The 19,312-nt window shown below is 40.0% G+C and carries 15 protein-coding genes; 13 read left to right on the plus strand and 2 right to left on the minus strand.

Annotated features, from left to right (window positions below; translation table 11 throughout):
- Positions 1 to 57 precede the first annotated feature (57 nt).
- The 13 genes from nuoE to hppD all read left to right on the plus strand — a co-directional run bounded on the left by nuoE (position 58) and on the right by hppD (position 16,972).
- A complete protein-coding gene (gene nuoE / locus B5D82_RS02340) occupies positions 58 to 582 on the plus strand; it encodes an NADH-quinone oxidoreductase subunit NuoE (protein ID WP_081148907.1) in 525 nt (174 codons plus the stop codon).
- Positions 575 to 1,981 carry an NADH-quinone oxidoreductase subunit NuoF gene (gene nuoF, locus B5D82_RS02345; RefSeq protein ID WP_081148908.1) on the plus strand — a complete coding sequence of 469 codons (1,407 nt, stop codon included), beginning with the start codon at positions 575 to 577 and terminating at the stop codon, positions 1,979 to 1,981. Before nuoE ends, nuoF begins: the two co-directional genes overlap by 8 nt.
- 1 nt (position 1,982) lies before the next feature.
- On the plus strand, positions 1,983 to 4,991 hold the full coding sequence (nuoG, locus tag B5D82_RS02350) for an NADH-quinone oxidoreductase subunit NuoG (protein WP_081148910.1): 3,009 nt from the start codon (positions 1,983 to 1,985) through the stop codon (positions 4,989 to 4,991).
- On the plus strand, positions 4,981 to 5,955 hold the full coding sequence (gene nuoH / locus B5D82_RS02355; RefSeq protein WP_425429874.1) for an NADH-quinone oxidoreductase subunit NuoH: 975 nt from the start codon (positions 4,981 to 4,983) through the stop codon (positions 5,953 to 5,955). The genes nuoG and nuoH overlap by 11 nt, the downstream gene beginning before the upstream one ends.
- A gap of 57 nt (positions 5,956 to 6,012) precedes the next feature.
- Positions 6,013 to 6,528, plus strand: a complete 516-nt coding sequence (gene nuoI, locus B5D82_RS02360; protein ID WP_081148911.1) for an NADH-quinone oxidoreductase subunit NuoI — start codon at positions 6,013 to 6,015, stop codon at positions 6,526 to 6,528.
- 54 nt (positions 6,529 to 6,582) lie between these two features.
- Complete coding sequence (nuoJ, locus tag B5D82_RS02365; RefSeq protein WP_216629012.1) at positions 6,583 to 7,113, plus strand: NADH-quinone oxidoreductase subunit J; 531 nt, start codon at positions 6,583 to 6,585, stop codon at positions 7,111 to 7,113.
- Positions 7,110 to 7,418, plus strand: a complete 309-nt coding sequence (gene nuoK / locus B5D82_RS02370; RefSeq protein ID WP_081148913.1) for an NADH-quinone oxidoreductase subunit NuoK — start codon at positions 7,110 to 7,112, stop codon at positions 7,416 to 7,418. Before nuoJ ends, nuoK begins: the two co-directional genes overlap by 4 nt.
- A complete protein-coding gene (nuoL, locus tag B5D82_RS02375; protein ID WP_081148914.1) occupies positions 7,418 to 9,325 on the plus strand; it encodes an NADH-quinone oxidoreductase subunit L in 1,908 nt (635 codons plus the stop codon). The genes nuoK and nuoL overlap by 1 nt, the downstream gene beginning before the upstream one ends.
- Positions 9,322 to 10,764: a complex I subunit 4 family protein gene (locus B5D82_RS02380; RefSeq protein WP_081148916.1), complete on the plus strand. Its 1,443-nt coding sequence runs from the start codon at positions 9,322 to 9,324 to the stop codon at positions 10,762 to 10,764. Before nuoL ends, B5D82_RS02380 begins: the two co-directional genes overlap by 4 nt.
- 4 nt (positions 10,765 to 10,768) lie before the next feature.
- A complete protein-coding gene (locus B5D82_RS20035) occupies positions 10,769 to 12,265 on the plus strand; it encodes an NADH-quinone oxidoreductase subunit N (RefSeq protein ID WP_081148917.1) in 1,497 nt (498 codons plus the stop codon).
- A gap of 182 nt (positions 12,266 to 12,447) precedes the next feature.
- Complete coding sequence (locus B5D82_RS02390; protein ID WP_081148919.1) at positions 12,448 to 13,266, plus strand: DUF4097 family beta strand repeat-containing protein; 819 nt, start codon at positions 12,448 to 12,450, stop codon at positions 13,264 to 13,266.
- Positions 13,267 to 13,622: 356 nt separating this feature from the next.
- On the plus strand, positions 13,623 to 15,425 hold the full coding sequence (locus B5D82_RS02395) for a DEAD/DEAH box helicase (RefSeq protein WP_081154254.1): 1,803 nt from the start codon (positions 13,623 to 13,625) through the stop codon (positions 15,423 to 15,425).
- Between the two features lie 503 nt (positions 15,426 to 15,928).
- A complete protein-coding gene (gene hppD / locus B5D82_RS02400) occupies positions 15,929 to 16,972 on the plus strand; it encodes a 4-hydroxyphenylpyruvate dioxygenase (protein ID WP_081148920.1) in 1,044 nt (347 codons plus the stop codon).
- Positions 16,973 to 17,033: 61 nt separating this feature from the next.
- Here the strand turns inward: hppD and B5D82_RS02405 are convergent, their stop codons facing one another.
- The gene (locus tag B5D82_RS02405; protein WP_081148922.1) at positions 17,034 to 17,933 is read right to left on the minus strand and encodes a pepsin/retropepsin-like aspartic protease family protein; all 900 of its coding nucleotides are present in this window, start codon (positions 17,931 to 17,933) and stop codon (positions 17,034 to 17,036) included.
- 324 nt (positions 17,934 to 18,257) lie between these two features.
- Positions 18,258 to 19,061, minus strand: coding sequence for an inositol-1-monophosphatase (suhB, locus tag B5D82_RS02410; RefSeq protein WP_081148923.1), 804 nt, complete (start codon positions 19,059 to 19,061; stop codon positions 18,258 to 18,260).
- Between the last annotated feature and the right edge of the window lie 251 nt (positions 19,062 to 19,312).

Consider the following 19,312-nt stretch of genomic DNA (forward strand, 5'->3'; position numbering starts at 1 on the left):
AGATTAAAAAATGGCTTGAGTCAGTAATCACCAGTTTTAGCAAATAAAGAGATAGTGATGGAAACAATCGACACGACGACAATTGATTATCAACATTATTTAACGGCACCTGAAATTGCTGCGATTGAGCATGAGGCCAGTATCATGGAAACACGTGAAGCCGCTGGTATTGAGGCACTTAAAGTCGTGCAGGAAAATCGTGGATGGATCAGTGATGAAAGCCTTTTTGCCATTAGTGACTTGCTTGCTATTCCCATTGCCCAACTAGAGGGCGTAGCGACTTTCTATAATTTAATTTACCGACAACCTGTCGGCGAACATGTGATCCACTTGTGCGACAGCATTGCTTGTCATTTAACTGGCCTCGACGCTGTGCTTGCTGCCATAAAGCAACATTTAAATATCGAATACGGCCAAACCACAGCAGACGGTAAGTTCACGCTACTGTCGAATGCTTGTTTAGGCAGTTGTGACAAAGCACCCGCTATGATGATTGGCACCGAGCATTACCAACATTTAAGTCCTGAAAGCGCGGTTGATATTCTACAACAGCTTGCGGTTAAGGGAGCAGTAAATGCCTGAGTCGATATCCTACAACAACCTAAAGCCGTTAACCCAATGGGTGAATTTACAACAACCATTGTCATTTGACGATTACTGCCAAGTGGGTGGTTATCAAGGGGCAAAAGTAGCGCTAGAACATTCACCAAACGACGTATTAGATATTGTTAAAAACTCAGGCTTAAAAGGGCGCGGAGGTGCCGGTTTTCCAACGGGCATGAAATGGAGTTTTGTCCCGATGTTTAAGGACGGAGATGAAAATGCGCCAGACAATAAATACTTAGTCGCCAATGCCGATGAAATGGAGCCAGGCACATTTAAAGACCGTTTATTACTTGAAGGCGTGCCGCATCAATTAGTTGAAGCTATGATTATCGCGGCGTACACCATAGGTGCAAATAAAGGCTATATTTTTCTGCGCGGTGAATACCATTTAGCGGCAAAGCGCTTGCAACAGTCTATTGACGAGGCTTATCAAAATAATTGGTTAGGTGAAAAAATTCAGGGTAGTGCATATTCCATGGATTTATATGTCCATTGCAGCGCGGGTCGTTACATTTGTGGTGAAGAAACTGCGTTGATAAATGCATTAGAAGGCAAACGTGCAACGCCTAGAGCTAAGCCTCCTTTTCCACAAGTTAGTGGTTTATTTGGCAAACCTACCATAGTGAACAATGTTGAGACCCTATGTAATTTACCGCATATATTAAAAAATGGTATTGAATGGTTTCAGGCGATTGCGCCTAACAGTGACGCCGGAAGTAAAATTTATGGTGCTTGTGGACGAGTTAAAACTCCAGGTTTGTGGGAGTTACCTATGGGGCCGACTTTGCGTGAGGTGCTATACGACTATGCAGGTGGTATGCAAGAGGGTCTACAATTTAGAGGTTTACTGCCCGGCGGTGCATCAACTGACTTCCTCGTTGAAGAACATTTGGATACGCCAATGGATTTTGACTCTATAGCCAAAGTGGGAAGTCGTTTAGGTACCGGTGGCTTGATTGTGTTAGACGATAAAAACTGTCCGGTTGCTATGGTGTTAAATTTGATGCGTTTTTTCGCTCAAGAATCTTGCGGTTGGTGTACACCTTGTCGAGATGGCACACCTTGGGCTGTTGAAGTGCTCAACCGTATCGAACAAGGCCAAGGCAAAATACAAGATTTAGACACCTTAGCTAAGTTGTGTGATTTTATGTGGATAGGTAAAACTCATTGCGCTTTAGCACCAGGTGCTGTTGAACCGTTACGAAGCGCTTTAAAATATTTTCATGACGATTTCTTACAGCATATCGAGCACGGTTGTTGCCATTATAATCCGTCGATGACGCCTAAGCGTACTAAAGTATCGCAAGCCCAAGTGTCAAATATTCAATCAGCTCAGTCAACTCTCTCTCCTACATCACCAAAGGCAGGGCAATAACATGAGTGAAAAGAAAGTAACGATTTTCATTGATGACTTGCCTTATCAGCTAAACACTGAAGATAATTTACTGGCGGGAGTGCTATCAAAAAAATTAAACTTACCTTATTTTTGTTGGCACCCGTCGATGGGATCAGTGGGAGCTTGTCGTCAGTGCGCCGTGACACAATTTCAAGATGAAGATGATAAACGTGGGCGTTTAGTCATGGCGTGTATAACCCCAGTTACTGACGGTATGCGCATTAGTATTAAGCATAAAGAGGCTAGTGAATTTCGCGAACAAGTTATCGCTGCAATGATGACTAATCATCCACATGACTGTCCCGTTTGTGCTGAGGGCGGTGAATGCCATTTACAAGATATGACGGTGATGACAGGTCATAGCGTACGGGAATACCAGGGCACAAAACGCACATTCAACAATCAATATTTAGGTGAATTAGTCGGCCACGAAATGAACCGGTGCATTACTTGTTATCGCTGTACCCGTTTTTATAATGACTATGCGGGTGGTAAGGACTTCGGAGTGTATGGTTCAAAAAACCAAGTTTACTTTGGTCGTCAATCTGACGGGGCTTTAGAGAGTGAATTTAGCGGTAATTTAGTTGAAGTTTGCCCCACGGGCGTATTTACCAATAAAGTCTTTTCATCGCACTATACCCGAAAATGGGATCTACAATCTGCACCGTCGGTTTGTAGCCATTGCTCTGTAGGTTGTAACTTAAGTATTGGCGAACGTTATGGTTCGGTGCGCCGAGTAATGAATCGCTACAATGGCGATATTAATGGCTATTTTATCTGTGACCGCGGTCGTTTTGGTATAGGTTTTGTTAATGGCGAACAGCGCATCAACCAAGCTAAAGGTATCGCGCAACAGTCACCTGTCTCGTTAACTAAGTTAGATGTTGCAAAAGCTTTTTCACACTTTAGAAAAAAACAATTCATTGGAATTGGCTCTGCTCGTGCCTCATTAGAAGCTAACTTTTATTTGAAAAATATTGTTGGCGCTGAGCAGTTTAGTCCTGGTTATAATGACCAAGAAATGAAAGTAGCGGCGCAACATGCGCAATTACTGGCATCAAACAAAGCACCAAGTTTGGCGGATATTGAAAACAGTGACTTTATTTTTGTTATTGCAGAGGATATTAGCCAAACCGCGCCGCGAATGGCTCTGGCGGTTCGCCAAGCGCTGCGCAATGCCGCTATTGATAAAGCAGCAAATATAGGTATTCCGTCATGGCAAGACAGTGCGGTACGAACTATCGGGGGGAAGTTGTTATCACCGTTATTTTCCCTACAAAGTACCAGTACTAAACTCGATGATGTGTCGGAGCAAGCATTACTGTTACCTGTAGAGCAAATATCAAAATGTTTAGCCTCTTTAGATAAGCTCTTAAAGTTCGGCAAAGTGCAAAGTATTAACAATGACAAAGCCGTAGAAGAAGCGATTTCCGACTTAGCTGAGCAAGATCAGTTAAGTACCAGGGAGCAAGGTTTTATTGTTTGCGTTTATAAAGCCTTACGTAAAGCTAAAAAGCCATTATTTATATCGGGTACCAGCTCTGTTTGTGCCGAAATTTTGAATAATATTGCCAATCTAATATCGGCGTTTAAACAGCAAAATGAAATGGTAGCGCCCGCATTAGTTATCGTGCCGCCTTGCAGTAATAGCGTTGGTTTATTATCAATTTTAGATGAGCAATCGCTGTCAATAGAACAAGTTTTGGCACAACTAAATGACCCTGATAAAAATTATCAAGGACTTATGTTACTTGAGCAAGAACTGGAGAAGCTTTCTGCGCATCAAATCGCGCAGTTAAGAAAATCAGCCAAAACCCTCATTGTGCTAGATCATTCAGCACATCGACTTTCAAGTATTGCTGATATTGTGTTGCCAGTTGCGGCGGTTACTGAGGGAGACGGGCATTATGTTAATTACCAAGGCCGAGCACAGCAATTCATACAAGTACATGCACCAGTGCTTCCGATACAAGAAAGCTGGCGTTGGTTAGATAATATTGCCGATATTATAGGTATAAAAGTACCGAAAACATCGACTGAAGCTAGTGGGCTTAAGCCTCATCAATCTGTGCAAGTAGTCGCTAAAAATAACGACTGCGAATCACTCACTCAATTACATCAATTTTTTACTGACACTTATACTCAATGGCCTATGTTAATAGCAGAAGAGAGTATTAAACCTCAGCAAAAGCCCATTGCGAGAATGAGCCATCGAGCCAGTGGACGAACAGCACAAATGGCTAATATCACGGTACATGAAGCAAAAACCACGCAAAAAATTGACGATAACTTTACGTTTTCAATGGAAGGTAAATCTGTAGGGCAAAGTAGTGATATGCCTTTTGCTTGGGCGCCGGGTTGGAATTCGAACCAAGCTATTGCTCAATTTCAAACAGAAATTAATGGTCAATTATTAAAGCAAAAAGCAGCGGTGTTTATCGCAATATCGACAGGAATAGCCAACAATCCAACTTGGCGACTCAGCGAAAATAGTGAAGACAGTCCTGCTAATAACTTAGCGGCTAATCTATTAACTTATGTTCAGCAAAAACACGTTTATTTTAGTGAGTGGCAAGCCGCGTTAACCCCTGAATTTCAAATGCTGCGACAAAGTAATCAAATTTATATTAATGCTGAGACCGCTCAACAAGCTGGGGTGAAAAAAGGTCAGTGGTGTAAAGTTATTTTCTCAGCAACAAACGAAAAAATGCAATTGGCCAGTCAAAGTGTCATCGGTCAAGTTTTTATCGTCAATGATTTACCTAGTTCATTAGCTTTTGGTAACTTTTCCCTTTGTCAGCCGCTGACGCAGCAAGTTGAAATGAGTATTTCTCTAGCATGCGACCAAGAGGTGACCGATTATCTAGCGCAATTTAATGATGGGTTAATCGCCGCGAAACAAAGCAAAGGAAACATTCTCGAAAGGCTAAAAGTAAAGGATCAAACTATTCCTATTCGATTATTCTCAGGAGGATTGAATGATGGTTGAAATGCTATGGAAACTGTTTGAAATTACTATCATCATCGCCTTACTTATCCCTATTGCGGCTATGTTGGTCTGGGTTGAACGCAGAATGATTGGTATTTGGCAAGACCGGTGTGGTCCAAATCGAGTTGGGCCCTTTGGTGTTTTGCAGTCATTGGCCGATTTACTGAAAATTCTCGGTAAAGAAGATTGGATCCCACCTTTTAGTGATCGGTTAGTCTTTGTTCTGGCACCGATTATTGGCGCGATGTGCGTATTGATGAGCTTTGCAGTCGTACCGTTTTCGCCTAGTATTGGCGTTTCTGATTTAAACATTGGCTTATTGTTTTTTCTTGCTATGGCTTCACTGGCTGTTTATAGCGTGGTGTTGGCAGGGTGGGCGTCAAACTCTAAGTATGCCTTGTTAGGCGGTATGAGAGCGGCCGCACAAACGGTCAGTTATGAAGTTTTTATGGGCCTGTCTGTAATGGGCGTGGTGTTACTAACCGGGACTTTTAACCTTCGTGAAATTGTTTTAGCGCAAAGCGATGGTTGGTTGATTCAATCGCAATTTGTTGGTTTCTTTATTTTTTTAGTCGCGGGTATTGCTGAAAGCCATCGATTACCTTTTGATCTTCCAGAAGCTGAAACTGAGTTAACCGCTGGTTTTCATACCGAATATTCTGGCTTGAAATTCGCTTTGTTTTTTCTTGGTGAATATTTAGGCGTAACATTAATTTCAGCCATGTCAGTTGTGCTTTTCTTTGGCGGTTGGTTAATGCCAGAGCCGCTTGCGTCATGGTTACCTCCATTGCTGTGGTTCATTATTAAAATTATGTTTTTTGTGATGTTTTTTATTCTGCTAAGAACATCACTGCCACGTCCTCGATTTGACCAATTACTAAAGTTTGGCTGGGTAGTGATGTTACCTCTAGCGTTATTAAACCTTTTGGTTACGGCAGTATTGCGCTTAACGGGAGTACTATAACTATGAATAAGCTCCATCAAATTCACACTGATAAAATCAATGCAAACGGGGGCGATAATGTTTAGTCAACTTCGAACCATGTGGTTAGTGCTAAAACACACCTTTACTAAAGCCGATACGGTGCAGTACCCAGAAGAAAAACCATATTTGGCACCCAGATATCGCGGTCGAATTGTCCTGACTCGAGATCCTGATGGTGAAGAGCGTTGTGTGGCATGTAATCTTTGTGCGGTGGCGTGTCCAGTTGATTGTATCGCTTTGCAGCAAGTGGTTGATGATGATGGTCGCAAACGCGCAGACTTTTTCCGTATTAACTTTTCTCGTTGTATTTTATGTGGTTTTTGTGAAGAAGCTTGTCCTACCTATGCCATTCAATTAACCCCAGATGTGGAATTAGCAGAATACGATAGACAAAATTTAGTCTATGAAAAAGAGCATTTATTAATTAATGGTCAGGGTAAATATCACGATTATAGTTTTTATCAGCAATCAGGTATTGCGATTGCAGGTAAAGGCAAGGGACAAGCAGAGCAGGAAAGGCCGCCAATTGATATTAAAGGTTTAATGCCATGAATCGTGACATAACTTTGCTAGTAAAAACTCAAAATAGTGCTAAGGAGAGCCAATATGCTCGCTAATTTTGCCGCTATCGAAAGCCTTTTTTATCTTGCTGGTTTGGTTGCCGTAATCGCTAGCTTGAAAGTGGTGACAGGCAATAATACCGTACACGCTCTGTTATATTTGGTGGTGTCGTTATTGGCGGTTGCTGTGTGCTTCTATCTAATGGGCGCGCCTTTTGCTGCCGGATTAGAAGTCATTGTTTACGCCGGTGCTATTTTAGTGTTGTTTGTTTTTGCCGTACTGATGTTTGGTTTAGGGAAAGATGAAACCGCAAACGCGCCAAAGAATAAAAATTTAGCGAATATGGTGGGGGCGATGTTGTTGGCCTTTGCGCTGCTAATTGAAATTGTTGTTATTATTAATAATGCCGAAATGCAACAAAGCCTACAAGCAACAGTTATCAGTTCAAAAGCCGTCGGTATTATGTTGTATGGGCCCTATTTGCTTGCTGTTGAAATTGCGTCTTTTCTACTTTTATCCGGTTTATTAGCCGGTTATCACTATGCAAAACCTGATGTTACTGGAGGTCCGCTATGACCTCTATTCCTTTGTTTCATGTGCTTATATTATCGAGTTTATTATTTGTTATCGGCTTTATTGGCGTGGTGGCACGAAAAAACACGTTATTTATTTTGATGAGTTTGGAAATTATGCTAAATGCCGTTGGCATTGCTTTTATTGGTGCCGGCAGTGTTTGGCAACAGGCTGATGGACAAGTCATGTTTATTTTAATTTTAACCCTTGCCGCTGCTGAAGTTGCGGTAGGGCTAGCCTTATTAATCCGCATGCAAAAGAAATACCGTTCCTTAGATATTGATTTATTAAACCAGATGAAGGGGTAATGATAGTGCTATTAGCGACTTTACCATTTTATCCTTTAGTGAGTTTTTTGCTGTTAATTGCCTTTGGTAAAAAACTGTCTTGGCAGCTTGCCGCCATCATTAGTGTCACTAGTATGGCACTGACGGTTTTAGTGAGCGCGCTATTATTGCTTGAATTGTCAGCAACTCAAAACCAAGTGTTGACAGTTAATCTCTGGCATTGGTTTGATTTAACTAATCAACTCGGTACTAGCGAAGTTAATATGCGCTTTTATCTTGATGGTCTATCCGCTGTTATGATCAGTGTGGTCTGTGGTGTAGGTTTTCTCATTCATTTATTTGCTGCTATTTATATGAAGACTGACGCGAATTTCTCGCGTTTTATGGCTTACATGAATTTATTTATCGTCGCTATGTTGATATTGGTTTTAGCCGATAATTTAGTGCTGTTATATCTTGGCTGGGAAGGTGTTGGATTATGTAGCTTTTTATTGATTGGTTTTTGGTATCAAGAAAAGAGCAATGTGTTAGCCGCACGTAAAGCGTTTATTGTTACCCGTATTGGCGATACCTCAATGGCTATAGGTTTGCTGTTATTGTTTAATACTTTTGGTGAATTAAATATTGAAGCGGTGACAACATTAGCACAACAAGCTAATAATATTGCGGCTGGCGCGAATTCGGTTTCTAGTGCGGAGCAAGCAAACGATATTTACTGGATTGCCTTATTATTGCTTGGTGGTGCGGTTGGTAAATCAGCACAATTACCTCTGCAAACTTGGTTGCCAGATGCTATGGCTGGGCCAACACCGGTCAGTGCATTGATACATGCCGCAACTATGGTTACCGCCGGGGTATATTTAATTGCCCGCATGCATGGCATCTTTTTATTATCGCCTGAAGTAATGAATTATGTCGCTTGGCTAGGAGCCTTAACTTTATTACTTGCCGGTGTTGCGGCATTAGCACAAACCGATATTAAGCGTGTTCTCGCCTATTCAACCATGAGCCAAATTGGCTATATGATGCTGGCACTCGGCGCTGGAGCTTGGTCGGCCGGCGTATTTCACTTAATGACCCATGCCTTTTTTAAAGCACTACTGTTCCTTACGGCAGGCGCGGTTATTTATGCGCTACATCATCAACAAAACCTTTTTAAAATGGGTGGCTTATTGAAAAAACTGCCGTTTGAAAGCGTTTTATTTATTGTGGGTTTAATTTGCTTGATGGCGTTGCCTGGCACTTCAGGATTTTTCTCTAAAGAAGCGATTATTGCTCAGCTTTGGTCGTCTAATACTGCCGGGCCGATGTTATGGTGGTGTGCCATTTTAGGGGCATTCTTAACCAGTATTTATAGTTGCCGGTTATTCTTTCTTGCCTTTCTAGGGGCAGCGCGCTTCAGTGAAAACACACACACAGAAAAAAGTACTTTGTTACGTAGTGCATTAATCGTGTTAGCGCTGTTGTCGCTATTTGGAGGGCTTATACCGCTTGATCTTACCTTAGTGTTTTCAACATTTATACAAACCCCTTCAGCACTGTTGGATGAACCCAATTGGTTGCATACGGTTGCGATTATTACGCCCTTTATCGGTATTTTGTTTTCTTGGTTTTATTTTAAAAGCTACCGTAGTGCTGCCATAAAAGGTAGCGCGCATAAAATTCAGGCCAGTGAAGGCAAGTTTGTGGTGTTCTGCCGTCAAGGTTTAGGTTTTGACACTTTATATAATGTGCTGTTAGTTAAGCCCTATCAGTGGCTTGCCAAGGTAAATAAGCACGACATATTTGACCAAATCATTATGCTCAATGCTTGGTACGTTAGCTTGTGGCACGATGCATTGTTGCTGGTTCAAAATGGCAGTTTACGCTGGTATTTAGCGGCTTTTGGGTTAGCCATAATGCTGCTGTTAGGAGTAAGTTTCTTATGACTCTCACCTTTATTATGTTGGCATTGTTGATTGCTGGTGCCTTGGCATGGCGAGCTGAAAAATATTGGCAAGGTAGTGCTAAATGGTTGGCATTAATTAGCTTAGCCTTATTAGCGACAATTTTTGCAGTGTTTGTTCTCAATCAAGCGTTCAATCACAATAATGACTTCGCTAAGTTACAGGTAATGACCCAAGTTGATTGGATTAAAACCTTTAATATTCAATATAGTATCGCGATTGATCAGTTAAGCATTGTGCTAATAGCGTTGACTTGGTTGTTAGCTATTATTTGTGTGTTAGTTTCTTGGCGTGAAATTCAAACTCATGTTGGTTTTTATTATTTTAATTTACTGTTAACAATTGCCGGTATTATTGGGGTATTTATCGCGGTTGATATGTTTCTTTTCTTCTTTTTTTGGGAAGTTATGTTACTCCCTATGACCGCTATTATCGCTATTTGGGGACATGAAAAACGTCAATTTGCCGCGCTTAAATTCTTCATCTTTACCCAAGTGAGCAGTTTATTAATGCTAGTGGCTATTATTGCCACGGGGTATTTTCATTTATTGCAAACTGGGCAGTTAAGTTTTTATTACCTCGATTGGCTTGTGTTAGATATTCCACTCGAAATGAGTCAATATTTGATGTTAGGTTTTTTTATTGCCTTTGCGGTTAAATTACCCTCAGTACCGGTGCATAGCTGGTTACCTGATGCGCATACTCAAGCGCCTACAGCAGGTAGCGTATTACTGGCAGGCGTGCTGCTAAAAACGGGGGCTTATGGTTTAATTCGTTTTGTTATTTTCTTATTTCCACAAGCAAGTATGCAATTTGCTCCCATTGCCGCGACATTAGCGGTGGTGAGTATTGTTTATGGTGCGAAAATGGCTTTTGCACAACAAGATTTTAAACGTTTAGTCGCGTACAGCAGTATCAGCCATATGGGCTTTGTGATGCTGGCCTTGTTTGCGTTCAACAGCACGGCTTATCAAGGTGCAATTGTCACTATGGTGGCACATGGTTTAAGCAGCGCGGCTTTGTTCGCAATGGCGGGCATGATTTATCAACGGATTCACAGTCGAAATTTAGCCGATATGGGCGGTTTTTGGCAAAGTGCGCCTCGTATGGGCGGATTTGCTTTAGCTTTCGCTGGCGCTGCTTTTGGTTTGCCGGGTTTAGCTAACTTTATTGGTGAATTTTTGAGCCTTGTTGGGGTATTTCAAGTGCTGCCTGAATTTGCCATTGTTGCAGCCTTAGGTCTTATCGGCTCTGCTATTTATGGCATGGTGCTGTTTCAATCGAGCTTTCAAGGCGCACCAAAGCTGGACATTGTTGATCTACAGTCTAGGGAGCTGATTATTTGTGGCTCATTATTTTTGATGCTTTTAGCCATTGGTTTATATCCGACGCTATTGCTTAAATTCTCATTTGGAGTCTAGTAATATGCTTATTGCAGATATCTCTCAACCCTTGCTTACCACAGCTATGGCTGGCGCAATTTTACCGCAACTCATTATTGCTTTTGGCATAACATTAGCGCTGCTTTTGGTGGCTTGGAAAAGATCGCAACGCACAATTGTACTCTTTACTTTTTTTATACTATTCGTTTCATTGATAGCGAATGTGAGTTTACTAACAAGCCAAGCTATCCAAGTAACACAGCTACTAAAAGTTGACGGTTACAGCACTTTTGCTTTTAGTTTGATACTCATTTCAGCCATTGTAGCTTTACGTATGAGTCATAGTTTCTTAAAAGCGCATATAGAGGTGCACGACGAGTATTACTTATTATTATTGCTGATGGTACTAGGCGCGGGTATTTTGGTGACTAGCGACCATTTTGCTAGCTTATTTTTGGGCTTTGAACTGCTTAGCATTAGTTTGGTTGGTTTGGTCGGTTACCATCGCGACAGTCAATATAGCGTTGAAAGTGGTTTTAAATATTTAGTATTAAGTGCCACAGCCTCCAGCTTTATGTTGTTAGGCATCGCCTTTATTTATAGCGTTACCGGTGATTTGAGTTTTAATGGCTCAATACCCAGCGAAATATATCATCAGCAAGGGTTAGGGGGATTTTTTCAGTTAGGTCTGTTGCTATTTGTTTCTGGTATTGCTTTTAAATTATCAATTGCGCCGTTTCATTTCTGGACACCTGATGTTTATCAAGGGGCACCAACACCTGTAACGTTATTGATGGCGACTATTTCGAAAGTTGCTATGTTCGTGGTTTTACTTAAGTGTATTATTGCACAGCACTATTTACTGCTGGAAAATTTTCAAGTGTTTTTGATGTCATTTGCCGTAATTTCAATGTTACTGGGCAATGTAATGGCGCTTAAGCAGCAAAACCTGAAACGCTTGCTGGCTTATTCATCGATAGCCCATATGGGCTATTTACTGATTGTGATCATTGTGACTTCTGAGCAAAGCTTAGCCTTTACTTGGCAAAGTAGTTTATTTTACTTAGCGGCTTATACCGTCGCTAACTTGTCTATTTTTATCATTATTGCCTTAATTCAACAAACAAATAGCAACACAAATTACCAAGAAGATATCTCTCTGAACGATTTACAGGGCTTGTTTTGGCATGCGCCTAGTTATGGCTTGTTGATGATACTTGGCTTGTTGAGCTTAGCTGGAATTCCTTTAACAATGGGCTTTATTGGTAAGTTTTATATTTTAAGTCAGGCAACTATTGCCCATGCTTGGTGGTTAATTGCGATACTTATTATCGGCAGTGGTATTGGTTTAGCTTATTATTTACCGTTGATCTTTAAAGTTTTTGCCGATCCTCAGGCTCCCATTGTGCCTTTAGTTCGCGGAAATTCTAATGAAATCAGCAGTCATATTATAGAAAAAATATTAGTCTATAGCTTCATTACACTAGGCTTAGTTTTCGGCATTTTTCCTGAAGTAATTAACCAATTGATCAGTTCTTAGTAATGACTTCAGAATTCGCTAATTAATTGTTATTTTAACCAAAATCTATTGTCCAAAATATTTTATCGATTTAAGCTATCTGCTAAGTTACTAATATTAAAGTTATTTAGTGGTTGGCGTGATTTTTGATTGTATTGTGCAAACAATTATTAATAATCGATAGTTTACAAGGAAATAGACCAATGAAATTAGCTCAAGTATTACTTTTTATATCAGGTGCAACCTTTTTAAGTGGCTGCATTGTCGTAGCAAGCCCCTCTCATGCCAATTACCACAGCAAAAAAGAACTCATTATTGATGCCCAAATGCTTAATGCATTGGATGTTGAAGCCGGAGCGGGTGCTTTGGTTATTTCTGGATCAGATCAAGTAACAGAGATCACCGTGGTTGCTGATATATATGCTGAAGAACGTAATGCAGATGACTATGAATTAACCTTAACTAAGTCAGGTAAAAATGCGACTTTAGTGGCTAAAATTAACAGCAATGGTTTTTGGCAGGGTGATTCGCCACATATTGATATTAAAATAATAATGCCAAGCCACTTAATGTTGAACGTAGACGATGGCTCTGGCGCCATAAACATCAGCAACATTGCTAGCAGCGTTGAAGTGAAGGACGGCTCAGGTGAACTGACCATCAAAAACATTAAAAGTGACCTTGATATTAACGATGGCTCAGGTGGACTTTATATTAGTCAGGTCATTGGGAATGTAACTATTATTGATGGCTCTGGGGAAATAGAGATTAATGACGTTGATGGTGATATTGATATTGACGATGGTTCCGGCGGTATTGTTGTAAAAGGTATATCTGGTGATGCGGTTTTTGAAGATGGTTCAGGAGACTTAACGGTTAGCAAAGTTGATGGGGTAATAACTATCGATGACGGCTCTGGCGATATCGATGTTGAGCAGGCTGGCGGCTTAAAAATACTTGAAAGTGGCTCAGGTAACTTACGTATCAAGCAGGTTAAACAAAGTGTTGAAATCGATAGCTAAGCTATAAAAACTTAAGTCATCACATCGAGTTAAGAGCAGCCTAAAATATCATTTTTAGGTGTTTTAAGCTGTTTTTAACGTTAAGTAGCGCTAAATGTACATTATAACTTGTATAAATTAGTAGTGTCTGTATAATGCGCGGCTCTGTAATCGTGAATCGAAATAGTTTCTAAGAGAAACTCAGATAATTGCAGAATTTTTAAAATGAGTGGGGTATATCCGCCCATAGACTTGCCCAGTTAACTTTTCAACGTTAACGTAATGAATGTGCCTTAAGTCTTCCTGGTGGTTTCCTCGTATATGTACGTAGGAGCTTTGGCGTATAGCCAGTTTCTACCATGAGAAGACAAAATTATATGACTGATCTTAACAATGCCTCTGTAGGCTTTGACGCCCTTGGTTTGCCTGAAAACTTAGTATCTGCTGTAAAAGCACTAGGTTTTGAATCATCTACTCCAATCCAAGCGCAAACAATTCCACCTTTACTTCAAGGTAAAGACGTTCTTGGTGAAGCACAAACCGGTACAGGTAAAACTGCTGCTTTTGGTTTGCCTGCACTAGCAAAAATAGACGTAACTATACGTAAACCACAATTAATGGTGCTAGCGCCAACACGTGAGTTAGCCATTCAAGTAGCAGAAGCGATTGAAACTTTTGCCAAAGACATGAAAGGTTTGAAAGTTGCGACTTTATACGGTGGTCAATCTTACCAACCACAATTTCAACAACTAGAACGTGGTGCACAAGTTGTTGTGGGTACGCCGGGTCGTTTAATGGATCACTTACGTCGTAAGAGCCTTAAATTAGATAACTTATCATTTTGTGTGCTTGATGAAGCCGATGAAATGTTAAACATGGGCTTTTTAGAAGACATTGAGTGGATCCTTGAGCATCTACCTAAAGAAACACAAATGGCGTTGTTCTCTGCAACCATGCCACCGCAAATTCGCAAAGTAGCGAATCGCTTTTTGAAAAATCCTGAGCACATTAAAGTTGCTGCAGTGAAAAAAGAAAAAGCCAATATTACACAATACGCTTGGAAAGTTAGCGGCATTAACAAAATGACCGCTTTAGAGCGTATTGCTGAAACTGTTGAATATGATGCAATGCTAATCTTCGTTCGTACTCGTAACGATACTATTGATGTTGCTGAAAAATTAGAACGTGCAGGCTATGCCTCTGTTGCTTTAAACGGTGATATGAACCAAGCACAGCGTGAACGTACTGTTGACCAACTTAAATCAGGTGTTTCATCAATTCTTGTAGCGACTGATGTTGTTGCTCGTGGTCTTGATATTCCGCGTCTTTCATTAGTTATTAACTATGATTTACCGGGTGACAACGAAGCTTACGTTCACCGTATAGGCCGTACAGGCCGTGCTGGTCGTAGTGGTACAGCGATTTCATTTGTTCGTCCACGTGAAATGTATTCTTTACGTCATTATGAGCGTTTAACCTCTGGTACGATTGCAATGTACGACTTACCAAATATTCAAGAAATTGGTAAAGCCCGTATTGAGCGTACTTGTAATGAGTTAGCGTCTATTGTTGCTGATAAAGAATTAACTGCAATGCGCGAAATTATTGAAACTATGGCAAGTGAGTCAGAACTTTCAATGACAGATTTAGCGGCAGCGTTACTTTATCAAAAACAGTTAAAGCAACCATTACAACCGAAAGAAGATCCTAAGCCTCGTCGTGATGCACGTGAAAGAAATGATCGTGATAGCAGTGGTCGCAATGATGCACGTGGTGGTCGTAACGATAGTCGTGGCGGTCGTAACGAAGCTCGCGGTGGTCGTGCGGATAGTCGCAACGAAGGTCGTGCAGAGCGCGCTCCTCGTAAAGCGAAAGTGGCACGTTCAGATGTTGATTGGCAGACTTACCGCTTAGAAGTGGGTAAAGAGCATGGTGCACGTCCTGGTGATATCGTTGGCGCAATTGCTAATGAAATATCATTAGACAGCAGCTACATCGGTGCTATCAACTTGCATGACAAACATAGCTTTGTACAGTTACCTAAAGGTATGCCTGAAAAGTCTTTTACACAATTAAAGCGTGTTCAAGTTCGTCGTCAAGCACTTGCTATTACGGTATCAGATGTACAGCCAGCTGCTGAGCGTCCAGCACGCGCACGTAAAGAGCAACGCACTAACTAATCATTTGTGTGACTAGGATTCTGAAACGCCAACTCTTCATTAGAGTTGGCGTTTTTTTTCGTCTGATGAATGTAAAGCCCAAACGAAGGAAGATGACTTTTAACCGTTTGTTTGATAGATAAATAACACCATAGCTTTTCAATTAGGCATTATGTTAATAAATACGGTTGTTATACCAAGTTGTTGAATTAGCTTTAACACTGACTAGGAAATGGAACGGGTGCAGTTAAGGTTATTGGCGTTTATCAATATTATTAGCGGTCTGTTTTGACGAAGATTTTGAGGGTTATCTGAACGATTTGTAGCAGCATAAATTTACTGTAAATATAATGTTACACCTGTGAGCGGCGCTAGCTATAGCTTAGATCATCAGCGCTGACAATTCGTCCGCTTTGCACGTAAAAATAGATTTACGCTGCAAAAAATGTCAGTTTTTTCATTCACTTCCTCTATGTTGAATTCACGGTAATAATCGACTTATTGAGACAGTGAGAGAAACAGCTATGACAGAAGTATTAAACCCACTAAATTTACGTGGTATCGAATTTATTGAATATGCATCGCCAGATTCTGACTTTATGGCAGATGCGTTTTATGGTTTCGGCTTTTCAAAAACAAAAAAATTCAAAGGCCGTGATATTGATTATTTTAATCAGAATGATATCCATTTTTTCTTAAATAATGAACAAGCCGGATTTTCAAAAGAATTTGCGAAAAGCCATGGTCCAGCCATTTGTTCAATGGGCTGGCGTGTAGAAGATGCTGACTTTGCTTTTGAGCAAGCGGTTGCTCGTGGCGCAAAGTCAGCAGAAAACGTTGATAAAAAATTACCTTACCCCGCTATTTTTGGTATTGGCGATAGCTTAATTTACTTCATCGAAAAATTTGGCGCTAAAGGCTCTATATATGAAGATGACTGTGAAGATATTGCTGAACCCGTTTTAGTGAAAGACAAAGGCTTTAAAGCTGTTGATCACCTAACTAATAACGTTTACCAAGGTACAATGGAGCATTGGGCTAATTTCTATAAAAATATCTTTGGATTTACTGATATTCGCTATTTTGATATTAAAGGTGAAAAATCTGCCTTGGTTTCATACGCTTTACAGTCGCCTTGTGGCACCTTCTGTATTCCCATTAATGAAGGTAAGGGGCAAAGTAACAACCAAATTGACGAGTATTTAGATGAATATAATGGTCCTGGAGTTCAGCATTTAGCTTTTATCTCAGATGACTTATTAGGTTCATTAGACCAATTAGATAAAGGTATTATTGACACTTTGAATATTGTGCCTGAATACTATGACGATGTATTTGACCGTATTCCTTGGGTAAAAGAAGACCAACAACGAATTCGTGATCATCAAGTGTTAGTCGATAGCCAAAAAGAAAATTCGTACTTATTACAAATTTTCACTAAGAATATCTTTGGGCCTATCTTTATCGAAATGATCCAACGTGTTGATGACCAAGGTTTTGGTGAAGGCAATTTTACGGCTTTATTCAAATCAATTGAATTGAATCAAATAGAACGTGGTGTGCTTTAAACGCCTGTTCTTTTCATAACTTCCAGATGATTTAAAAGCCAGCTTATGCTGGCTTTTGGCTTTATGCTTCAGGTAAAGCTATATGAGCGTAACCGCCCTTATAATCAATAGTAATTAAAAAGTGTTTAAGGACGTCATAACCGATTATGCCTTGAACCTTTTTTCCTTTGATTCGAGACCCTGCTTTTTGATATTGGCTCTCTAAATTAGAGTTATTTCCTTCAGCTGGAATAGTGACAAGTACATTTTCTAATTCGAACGGACCAAACTTTAATGATGGAATTCTAAAGCTTTCTGTTTCTACCACAGAGTTGACTCCCATTGAGACAGTTGCTTGACTATCTAACTCGTCTAACCAGCCCATTTTATTGGCTACTTTGCGCTCAATAACCATGCCTCCAGAATTTCCAGTATCAAATAAAAGCCATAAGTGTTTATCATTAGGCAGTCCAATTTTTACTATAGGCATACCTGTACCTTTTTGACTTTTTATTTCGATGTTTTTAAATTTAGCTACATCGATAGAATCTGGACTAATTATACGCATTCTTTTATTTGGATAATCTAGTTGAGTGACAAACTGATCAAAAAATCCACCCCCTAATAAAAAGCCATTAGTATGGTAACCCAAACTCACTTCAGTCATTTTATCTAGCTCAGTTTCTATACCGAAAAAGCCAACAGGGACATTATTAAAAGTAGTTTTATTATCAGTACCGAAAACGCCTTTTACTCTTATTTTGCTACCTTTATCAAAAGTTAAGTTATGCTTGGCGATGAAGGCTTTATTAATGGCATTGAGTTGAGCACCGGTATCAAGAATGGCATAAGTATCAATTCCTGCGATAGTAGCAGGGATTTTTACATGACCTCCGTCTAAATTAAAATCAATCCATTGAGTAACACCTGCAGTAGATTCAAGTGTTAATAATAAGAAAGTCAGAGATAATAATATTTTCAAAAATAATCCTTTATTTTTAATCAATTTAAATTATTTATAATAAGAGCTGAGCTTTGTATTAGAAAGCTTAGTGTCTGTTACTCACTTTACAGACCATAGCAATATCAATCTATTGAGTCAAAAAGTGCTATTAGCGTTTAGTGACTAAATTTCAATGCTAGTAATGAGCTTGCCGCTAGCTGTCCGATAAAGTTAACACCCGATATTTCTCATCGTTAGTTTTAGTCTCAGTGGACTTCCCATATTTCAATTAGCTGAGTAAATTCATTTATTACAGACATAAAAAAAGCGCCAGAAGGCGCTTTTTAACGGTAAGCATTAACTTTACTTGCTTAATGCTTCACCTAAGTGAGGACGAATATCTTTTAAGATTTCTTTGGCTAAACGTGGGCTACTTGCAACAATGTTACCCGAGTTGCTGTGATTATGACCGCCAACAAAGTCAGTGACTAAACCACCTGCTTCGATGACCATTAATTCACCGGCAGCTGTATCCCATGGCTTTAAGCCAATTTCGAAATAACCGTCAACGCGTCCAGCAGCAACATAAGCTAAATCTAACGCGGCAGAGCCAGCGCGACGCATATCTGATGTTTTACCGAAAAGTGTTTTAAACATTTCTAAATAAGCATTAGTGTGTTGCTTATGTTTGAAAGGGAAGCCTGTCGCCAAAATAGAACCTTTAAGTTCTTTAGATTGTTTCACGCGAATACGGAAACCGTTTAATTGAGCACCTTTACCACGACTTGCCGTAAATAACTCACCACGGATAGGATCGTAGATCACTGATTGATCTAATTTTCCTTTAACTTTTAAAGCGATTGAAACCGCAAAGTGTGGAATACCTTTAACGAAGTTAGAAGTACCGTCTAATGGATCAATAATCCACTGATAGTCACTTTCTTTACCTTCTATAACGCCACACTCTTCACCAATAATGGTGTGGTGTGGGTAAGATTTTTGAATTGTTTCAACAATAGCTAGTTCAGCACTTATATCAACATTAGTAACGATATCGTTAGTACCCTTAGATTCAATTTCAATCTTATCTACTTGTTCAAAAGCGCGCAGAATTACTTTGCCCGCAGCACGTGCAGAGCGCACGGCAATATTTAGCATCGGATGCATTATCGACTACCCTATATGTTGTAAAATGTCATAAACAGCTATGTAAAAGAACGAGGTTAATTTTAAAAGTCATACTGGGATGAACCCCCAAAATTAAGCGCGCGAATTATAGCAAACTAATTATCAATTTGCGACACTCTTCTTTACTAATAAGCAACGGATGTTGATGAGACTAAATAAAGTAATAGCATAAGATGTATAAGTTACTAAGTTTTCGTTAGCTTATAAGAAAAAGAACTAACCCAGATTGA

Source organism: Cognaticolwellia beringensis (assembly GCF_002076895.1).
GTDB lineage: Bacteria > Pseudomonadota > Gammaproteobacteria > Enterobacterales > Alteromonadaceae > Cognaticolwellia > Cognaticolwellia beringensis.

What these genes read in the sequence shown, in the direction of transcription:
- B5D82_RS02395 (WP_081154254.1), top strand. Translation starts at nt 13,623, where the DNA reads ATGACTGATCTTAACAATGCCTCTGTAGGCTTTGACGCCCTTGGTTTG.
- nuoE (WP_081148907.1), top strand. Translation starts at nt 58, where the DNA reads ATGGAAACAATCGACACGACGACAATTGATTATCAACATTATTTAACG.
- nuoH (WP_425429874.1), top strand. Translation starts at nt 4,981, where the DNA reads ATGATGGTTGAAATGCTATGGAAACTGTTTGAAATTACTATCATCATC.
- suhB (WP_081148923.1), bottom strand. Translation starts at nt 19,061, where the DNA reads ATGCATCCGATGCTAAATATTGCCGTGCGCTCTGCACGTGCTGCGGGC.
- nuoL (WP_081148914.1), top strand. Translation starts at nt 7,418, where the DNA reads ATGATAGTGCTATTAGCGACTTTACCATTTTATCCTTTAGTGAGTTTT.
- hppD (WP_081148920.1), top strand. Translation starts at nt 15,929, where the DNA reads ATGACAGAAGTATTAAACCCACTAAATTTACGTGGTATCGAATTTATT.
- B5D82_RS20035 (WP_081148917.1), top strand. Translation starts at nt 10,769, where the DNA reads ATGCTTATTGCAGATATCTCTCAACCCTTGCTTACCACAGCTATGGCT.
- B5D82_RS02380 (WP_081148916.1), top strand. Translation starts at nt 9,322, where the DNA reads ATGACTCTCACCTTTATTATGTTGGCATTGTTGATTGCTGGTGCCTTG.
- nuoI (WP_081148911.1), top strand. Translation starts at nt 6,013, where the DNA reads ATGTTTAGTCAACTTCGAACCATGTGGTTAGTGCTAAAACACACCTTT.
- B5D82_RS02390 (WP_081148919.1), top strand. Translation starts at nt 12,448, where the DNA reads ATGAAATTAGCTCAAGTATTACTTTTTATATCAGGTGCAACCTTTTTA.
- nuoG (WP_081148910.1), top strand. Translation starts at nt 1,983, where the DNA reads ATGAGTGAAAAGAAAGTAACGATTTTCATTGATGACTTGCCTTATCAG.
- nuoJ (WP_216629012.1), top strand. Translation starts at nt 6,583, where the DNA reads ATGCTCGCTAATTTTGCCGCTATCGAAAGCCTTTTTTATCTTGCTGGT.
- nuoK (WP_081148913.1), top strand. Translation starts at nt 7,110, where the DNA reads ATGACCTCTATTCCTTTGTTTCATGTGCTTATATTATCGAGTTTATTA.
- nuoF (WP_081148908.1), top strand. Translation starts at nt 575, where the DNA reads ATGCCTGAGTCGATATCCTACAACAACCTAAAGCCGTTAACCCAATGG.